The organism is Streptomyces sp. SID3343 (assembly GCF_009865215.1).
GTDB lineage: Bacteria > Actinomycetota > Actinomycetes > Streptomycetales > Streptomycetaceae > Embleya.
On the sequence record NZ_WWJX01001382.1, the window covers coordinates 1 to 8,312 of the forward strand.

Genomic DNA, 8,312 nt, shown 5'->3' on the forward strand with positions numbered 1-8,312 from the left:
GGTGCGCGGGGGCGGGGGCGGGGGCTGCGACGGCGTGGCCGGCGGGCGGGTGCCGTACGTCGGCTCGGGGCTGCTCGCGTGGGGCGTTGCTCGGGCCGGGCGTAGCCGTGCCGAGTGTTGCTCGTGACGGGTGTTGCTCGTGTCGAGGCGCTCGTGCTCGGTGGACATCGACCGTGCCCGGTGCCACCCGTGCGTTCCTCACGGGCGATTCATGACAAACGCGACTGTCACGGGCCACGGCCCGGTGACAACGTATGGGCGTCACCGGATACGAGGGTGAGGGACGAGGGACGAGGGACGAGGGACAAGGAGGGTTGCGATGAACGAGGGCTACGCCGTCTTTTGCGACGCCGATCGACTGTTCTACGACGCACCGCACCGGCTCCGCTCCACCGCCGCCGACGGTCCCGCCTCGCACTACGACACCGTGGGACGCGAACTCCCGACGGGCTGGCGGCGTCGGACCAACGGAGACTGGCTCGCGTTCCACCCGCCGGAGCTCGAACTCCCGAGCCAGGGCTGGAAGATCCACGTGTCCGCCACCCTGGACAACGCCGAGAAGGTGCTCGCGGCGGTATGGGACTACTGCGTCCCGCGTGGCATCGCCTTCAAGTGCATGCCGAGCCCGTACCTGCTGCACACCCGCAACGCCAAGTACGCCGACCGCGCGGGCAGCGGCAAGTTCGTCACCGTCTACCCTCGTGACGACGAGCACTGTCGTCGCATCGCCGAAGACCTCGACGCCCGGCTGGGCGGCGAACCCGGCCCGTACATCCTCACCGACCTGCGCTTGGGAGCCGGTCCCGTATACGTCCGATACGGCAGCTTCGTCGAGCGATTCTGCTACGACGCCGAGGGCGAACTGTGCCCCGCGATCGAGGACGACGAGGGGCGGTTGGTCCCCGACCGCCGGGATCCCGCGTTCCACGTACCGAGTTGGCTCGAACTGCCCGCGTTCCTCGAACCGCACCTGGCCGCGCGCTCCGCCACCACCGTCGCCGAGATCCCCTACCGGATCGAACGAGCGCTGCACTTCTCCAACGGCGGTGGCGTCTACGTCGGCCGGGACCTGCGAACCGACGAGCAGGTCGTACTCAAGGAAGCCCGGCCGTACGCGGGTCTCGCCGCCGACGGGGCGGACGCGGTGGCCCGACTCGGCCGCGAACGCGCAGCGCTGGAGCGGCTGTCCGGGCTCGGTTGCACTCCCGAGGTACGCGACTGGTTCACGCTCGGCGATCACCGCTTCCTGGTCCTGGAGTTCGTCGAGGGCCGACCGCTGAACAACTTCTTCGCCCACCGCCACCCGCTGATCGACAAGGACCCGACACCCGAACAGCTCGCCGACTACACACAGTGGGCCATGCGGGTGCACCGTCTGGTCGAGGAAGCCGTCGCCGCGATCCACGCGCGTGGAGTGGTCTTCAACGACCTGCACCTGTTCAACATCATGATGTCGGAGGACGAGAAGTCCGTTGTTTTGCTGGACTTCGAGGCCGCCGCCGTCGACGACCCGAGCGGCCGACAGGTGATCGCCAACCCGGGCTTCGTCGCACCCGCCGACCGCCGGGGCTTCGGCGTCGACCACTACGCCCTGGCCTGTCTACGCCTGGCCCTTTTCCTGCCGCTCACCAGCCTGTTCGCGGTGGACCGCGGCAAGGCCCGCCACCTCGCCGAGATAGCCGCCGGTGAGTTCCCGGTGCCGGCCGAGTATCTGGCAGAGGCGGTCGAGGAGATCGAACGCGGCATGGCGGTGTCGCATCGGCCGTCGTCCGGCTACCTCCCCGTGCACCCGGGTGACTGGCCACGCAGTCGGGACTCGATGGCGCGTGCCGTACTCGCCTCCGCGACGCCGGATCGCGACGACCGATGTTTTCCCGGCGACATCGCCCAGTTCGCCGGTGTCGGTGGCGGCGCGTGCTTCGCGTACGGCGCGGCCGGCGTGCTGTACGCCCTGACCGAGACGGGCGCCGAACAATGTCCCGACGGTGAGGAGTGGCTGCTGCGGGCGACCAAGGACCCGGCCTCCGGCAGCCCGCTCGGCTTCTACGACGGCCTCTCCGGCATCGCCTGGGTCCTGGAGCGGCTCGGCCATCGCGAGCGGGCCCTGGATCTGGCCGACACGATCGTCGCGCAGAGCCGCCAAGACATCGGCTCCGACCTGCACGGCGGCCTGGCCGGGATCGGCCTGGCACTGGACTCGCTGGCCGCCTCGACGGGCGAACGCGCCCTGCACGACGAGGCGATGGAGTGCGCCCGCATCGTGGCCGACCGTAGCGCGGCCGCCCCCGAGAAGCGCGGCGGTGCGAAGGTTCGGGCCGGGCTGCTGTACGGCGCCGCCGGTACCGCGCTGTTGTTCCTGCGCCTGTACGAACGCACCGGCGACCAGGCGTTGTTGGACCTTGCGGCCGACGCCCTTCGCCGCGACCTGGCACGGTGCGTCGTCGGCGTCGGCGGGACCCTCCAGGTCAACGAGGGGTGGCGCACCATGCCCTACCTCGGAGCAGGCAGCGTCGGCATCGGCATGGTGCTCGACGACTACCTCGCGCACCGGCCGGACGAGCAGTTCGAACGGGCCCGAGGCGAGATCGTGCAGGCCGCGCAGGCCAAGTTCTACGCCCAGCCGGGCCTGTTTCGCGGCGCCGCGGGCATGGTGCTGCACCTGAGCCGGACCACGACGGGCGGCCCCGGCACACAGGCCGCCGACCTGCGCCGCCAGATCGCTTCGCTGGCGTGGGGCGCCGTTCCCTATCGGGGACATCTCGCGTTCGCGGGCGAACAGATGATGCGGCTCTCCATGGACCTGAGCACCGGTACCGCCGGTTGCCTGCTCGCACTGGGCAGCGCGCTGCACGGCACACCCGTGCACCTGCCCTTCCTCCCGCCGCCTCGGCGGCCTTGAAGCCGGCCCCCTTGTCGGGGGTCGTACACCAATGCTCCATTCCCACAACGGAAGGAACACATCATGACCCTTCTCGACCTGCAGACGATGGCCACCCCCGCGATCGAGGACGGCGGCGAGCTCGCCAACGGCGGCGGCGGCGGTGGCGGCAGCCGCGCGAGCCTGCTGCTGTGCGGCAACAGCAGCCTGAGCCTCGTCACCTGCAACTGACCGACCTTCACTACGGGGCGATGAGCCCGCAGTGACGCGGTCAGACAGCGGTCCCGGGCGGATCACCATCCGTCCGGGACCGCTGTCTGTGCTTCCGTCTGCCTGTCTATCTGTATGTCTGTCTGTGTCTCTGACGTGCGGTCGGTTGGCTTGGTTGGTTCGGTTCCGTGTCGTTACGTAATGTTCTGTTCGGTTCTATTCGGTTCTGGTATTTGCTTTCCTTTTCTGTTTCGTTCTGTTTCGTTCTGTATCGTTCGGTCGAGATGAGGAGTGCGTGCGGATGGACTCTGTGCCCCACGACCCGTCGGACGCCGATGTCCGGGGTGTCCTGGTCGGTGCCGTGCGGCACAGCGCGGGCCATACCGCGGCCGTGCTCGTCTTCAGTACGGCGTCCGCTGTCATAGCCGTCGCCCTGCCCGCCGTACTCGGACACACCCTCGACCTCCTGATCGACGGCGGATCGGGACTGCACGCGGCGATCGTCCTGTGCGCCGCGCTGATCGCCGCCGAAGTCCTGTTCGACGCGCTCGAAGCATGGGCGGGCGGCGTGACCTCCGCCCGTACCGCCGCGTGGCTGCGCCGCCGCCAGGCCGACCACCTCCTGTCGCTCGCGCCGCATCGCGCCGCGGACCGTTTCAGCCCCGGCGACCTGGTGACCCGCCTGACCGGCAACGCCGCCGAGGCAAGTACCGCGCCCGCCACCGTCGCTGCCGCAATCGCGTCGTTCTTCGTGCCGATCGGCGGGCTGGTCGCGCTCGGGCTGATCGACGTCCGCCTCTTGGCGGTATTCCTGGCCGGAGTTCCGCTCCTGGTCTGGCTGTTGAGCGCCTTCGCCCGCGGCTCGTCCGACAGCGTCTCGCGATATCAGGAGGTCCAGGCCGACATCGCGAGCCGCTTGGTGGAGGCGCTCGGCGGTGCCCGTACGGTCGCCGCCGCCGGTACCACCGAGCGCGAACTCCGCCGCGTACTGGCGCCGTTGCCCGAGCTGGGCGCGCAGGGGCGGCGGATGTGGCACGTGTACGGGCGGGCCATGGCCGGCAGCACGATCCTGGTCCCGTTGTCGACCACCGCCGTGTTGGCGGTCGGTGGCATCCGCGTCGTCGGCGGCCACCTGAGCGTCGGCGCGCTGTTGGCCGCCTCCCGCTACGCGGTGCTGGCCGCCGGTCTGGGCGCGGTCGTGGGGCAACTCAACGCGCTCGTCCGCAGCCGCGCGGCCACTCGCCGCCTGGCCGAACTCCACGCGGCGGCACCGATGGTGGGCGGCGCCCGGGCATTGCCCGTGGGCGGGCCCGGGCGGCTCGAACTGCGCGCGGTCACCGTGTTTCGCGGCGGGGCGGCGGTGTTGCGCGGCGTGGATCTGGTCGTCCCCGGGGGCGCGACCATGGCTGTCGTAGGGCGCTCCGGGGCGGGCAAGTCCACCCTCGCGGCGGTCGCCGGACGGCTGGCCGACGTAGACGGAGGCGAAGTCCGCCTCGACGGGGTCGCGTTGGCCGAGCTGGATTCGGACGTGTTGCGTCGAGAGGTCGGGTACGCCTTCGAGCGGCCCGTGTTGTTCGGCGACACCGTCGGTGCCGCGATCGGATTCGGGCCGTACGTGCCCGGCGACGACGACATCAGGGCCGCCGCGCGAGCGGCCGGCGCGGACACGTTCGTGCGGCTGCTGCCCGGCGGCTACGCCACTCCGCTCGCCGAAGCGCCGATGTCCGGCGGCGAGCTGCAACGCCTCGGTTTGGCGAGGTCGTTCGCGCATGCCGGACGGTTGCTGATCCTCGACGACGCCACGTCGAGCCTGGACAGCGTGACCGAACTGCACGTCGGTCGAGCGCTGGTTCGGGACGTGCGGGCGGGTACTCGGCTGCTGATCGCGCACCGGGTGTCCTCGGCGGCTCGCGCGGATCTCGTGGCGTGGATGCAGGACGGGCGGGTGCGTGCCGTGGGGCGGCACGAAGAACTCTGGGAGGACGCGGACTATCGGGCGGTGTTCGCGGACCCGGGGGAGTCGGTATGAGGAGGAACGATTTTCGGTTGTTGCCCGAGGCGGCGCGGTTCCTGGGGCGGCGCAAGCGTGTCCTGGTGACGCTGGGCGGTTGGTCGTTGGTCGAATCGGCGCAGACCTTTCTCGGTGGCTACGGCGTGGCGATGGCGCTCGACCGCGGTTTTCTGGCCGGTCGGACCGCCGTCGGCCTACTGTGGTTGGCGGTGGCCGCAGTCGCGGTCGTGGCCGGTGGTGTCGCGACCGGTGGGGTCTTTCGCGGCCTGGCCGACCTGGTCGAGCCGTTGCGCGACGGTCTGGTGCGCCGGGTCGTGGCCCAGGCGTTGGCCCAGGCTCGTGCAGAACCGACCAAGGCGGCGGACAGCGCGGCGGTGTCGCGGCTGACCAATCAGACCGAGATCGCCCGGGACAGCTTCGCCGGATTGGTGCTGGTGGCTCGGTCCTTCGTCTTCACCGCCGTGGGAGCGTTGGTCGGACTCGCCGCGCTCGCACCGTTGTTGCTGGTCGTGGTGGTGCCGCCGTTGGTGATCGGACTGCTGCTGTTCCTGGCCACGCTGGGTCCGATGGCGGCCCGGCAGCGCGACTTCCTGTCCGCCGACGAGGCGTTGGCGACCCAGGTGGGGGCGATTGCGGAGGGGCTGCGCGACGTGGTGGCGTGCGGTGCGCAGGAGGCGGTGGCCGCCCGGACACACGCTCTGATCGAGGACGAGGCGCGGACCGCCCGTTCCCTCGCACGCTGGGCGGGCGCACGCTGCGTGGCGCTCGGCGTTGCCGGGCAACTACCCGTCGTACTACTGCTGATTGCCGCCCCATGGCTGCTGCGCGAGGGTTTGACCGCAGGCGCCTTGGTCGGCGCTTTCACGTACCTGACCCAGGCCCTGTTGCCGGCCCTGCACACACTGATGAACGCGCTCGGCGCCGCCGGAACTCGGTTGCTGGTGGTGCTCGATCGGCTCACCGCCGGGACGGCGTCGGTGGAGTCGGCCGGCGCATCAGGGGCGGCGAAGGCGGGGGCGGTCGAAGCGGGGGCGGTCGAGGTGGGGGCGGTCGAGGTGGGGGCGGCCGAGGTGGGGGCGGCCGAGGTGGGGACCGGAAGGGCGGTGCCGGTCGGGAAGGCGGCTACGGATCTGTTGCGGGAGCCGAAACCTCCCGCTGCTCCCGCGAGTTCCGAGCCGCCCTTCGAGGCGACCGGGGTTCGGGTCGAGGCGCGGGGACTGACCTTCGCCTACGGGCCGGGCGCACAGCCTGTGTTGCGGGAACTCGATCTGACTGTCGAACCCGGCGAGCACATGGTCGTGGTCGGTCCCAGCGGCATCGGCAAATCCACCCTGGTCGCGTTGGTGGCGGGCCTGCTCGTACCGGACCGAGGGGACGTGTTCGTCGCCGGGAAGCCGGCGCGCGGCGCGGCGGCGGTCGGTACGGCGGCGGTCGGTACGGCACCGCTGCGCGTACTCATTCCGCAACAGGCGTACGTCTTCACCGGCACCGTGCGCGAGAACCTGGAATACCTGTGCCCCTGCGGTGCCGATGCCGCGGCCGCGGAAGCCTCGGCCGACGCGGTGGGGCTGACCCCGCTTGTGCGTCGCCTGGGCGGATTCGACGCGCGGATCGAGCCCGCCACCCTGTCCCAGGGCGAGCGGCAACTCGTCGCGCTCGCCCGGGCCCATTTGTCGGCCGCGCCGCTGGTGCTCCTGGACGAGGCCACCTGCCACCTGGATCCGGCCGCCGAGGCCCGGGCCGAACTGGCCTTCGCCCACGGGCCCGGGACGCTGCTCGTGGTGGCCCACCGGATCAGTTCGGCGCGGCGTGCCGACCGGATACTGGTACTTGATGGGGTGCATGCCGTCTGTGGCAGCCACCACGAACTGCTCGACCACTCGACGCTGTATCGCGACCTCGTCGGCCGTTGGGAACACACCCGACAGATGTGATCCCGCGCACCGGGCGCCCACCCGCCCGGCTCCCCCCACTGCCTACTGCCTAGACCCAGCCGGCGCCCTGGGAGATGCGAATGGCGTCGATCCGGTTGCGAGCGCCCGTCTTACGGGTGATCGCGGAGATGTAATTTCGTACCGTGCCTCGACTGAGCCGCAGATTGAGGGCGATCTCGGGGATGGACGCACCCTCGGCCGCGAGTGACAACACGCCCAACTCGCGTGGCGTCAAAGGCATGTCGGCCGCGCGGAGGAAGTCCACCGCGAGCGAGGCGTCCACATAGCGTTCGCCTGCCGCCACCACGCGTATCGCGTGCGGCAGGCGGCTGGACGGCGCGTCCTTGTCCACGAAGCCCAACGCCTTCGCCTGTGCGCCTCGGCACAGGCTGCCCGGTCGGCGAGCACTCGCCAGGACGAGCAGCGCGCACGCCGCGTCCGGTGGCCAATCCGACAGTCGCGTGGACCCCGGACAATCCGTGTCCACGACGCACACGTCGGGTCGTAGCGATCGTGTCCGCTCCAGGGCGTTCGCCCACGTGTCGTCCGTGACGGTGATGTCCTCCTCGCGATCCAACAGCGCGGCCAGGGCCGACCGCATCAGCCGCATGTCGTGCACCAACAGGATACGTAACATGAGTGTTTGCCCCTCTGGACACCGATGCACAGCCTTACGCAGCGCACGTCCATGACTACCCCAAGCGTCCCGCTTGATGGACGTCGCTTTCCGGCCTCAACCACTGGTCCGGGACCGGGTCCAACCGGGCACGAACCGCCGGTCACCGGTCGCGAACGAGCAGTCCCCGTGCTGCGACGAGCACCCGGAATGGACGGGTTCAGCGCTCGCGGAGTGGACGCGAAGACGCGGACCCGGGGTCGAATCGGCGCTCACACCGCACAACTCCGGGCGACGGCGGCGGGCGGGGGCGTGGCGGGGGCGTGGCGGGCGGTGGCCGGGCGGAGTTCGGGCCGTGATCAGGAGGGATCGGGACGGGCAGGGCAGTGGTTTGCGCCGGCCGGCTTGATCGATGCGTGAGGTGGCGGGTGGGCGAAGGAGTTGGTGGGTTCGGCTGGGTAGCCGCCCGGTTGGTCGCGCCGGCCGGTTCGGCGGGACGGACGGGGCGAATTGGCGGGTGTTTGATCCGGGGGATTGATCATGTGAGGGGGTGGGGCCCGTCTGCTGGGTCTGCTGGGTCTGCTGGGTCGGGTTCGATGCGTCGCGTGCGTTACGTGCGTCGGCGGGTCGGGGGGATCGGGCGGGCCGGGCGGGTCTGGCGGG

General features: G+C 70.8%; 5 protein-coding genes. 4 read left to right on the forward strand and 1 reads right to left on the reverse strand.

The window, feature by feature from the left end; all coding sequences use genetic code 11:
- Positions 1-319: 319 nt before the first annotated feature.
- From lanKC to GT354_RS44100, 4 genes are all read left to right on the forward strand, one after another.
- On the forward strand, positions 320-2,899 hold the full coding sequence (lanKC, locus tag GT354_RS44085) for a class III lanthionine synthetase LanKC (protein ID WP_161362791.1): 2,580 nt from the start codon (positions 320-322) through the stop codon (positions 2,897-2,899).
- Positions 2,900-2,962: 63 nt separating this feature from the next.
- Positions 2,963-3,109, forward strand: a complete 147-nt coding sequence (locus GT354_RS44090; protein WP_161362793.1) for a SapB/AmfS family lanthipeptide — start codon at positions 2,963-2,965, stop codon at positions 3,107-3,109.
- A gap of 280 nt (positions 3,110-3,389) precedes the next feature.
- Entirely contained in the window at positions 3,390-5,117 is a 1,728-nt protein-coding gene (locus GT354_RS44095; RefSeq protein WP_161362795.1) for an ABC transporter ATP-binding protein, read from the forward strand.
- Entirely contained in the window at positions 5,114-7,033 is a 1,920-nt protein-coding gene (locus GT354_RS44100) for an ATP-binding cassette domain-containing protein (RefSeq protein ID WP_161362797.1), read from the forward strand. The genes GT354_RS44095 and GT354_RS44100 overlap by 4 nt, the downstream gene beginning before the upstream one ends.
- Before the next feature lie 49 nt (positions 7,034-7,082).
- On the opposite strand, the gene GT354_RS44105 is transcribed toward GT354_RS44100, so the two are convergent.
- Entirely contained in the window at positions 7,083-7,670 is a 588-nt protein-coding gene (locus tag GT354_RS44105) for a response regulator transcription factor (RefSeq protein ID WP_202512973.1), read from the reverse strand.
- Between the last annotated feature and the right edge of the window lie 642 nt (positions 7,671-8,312).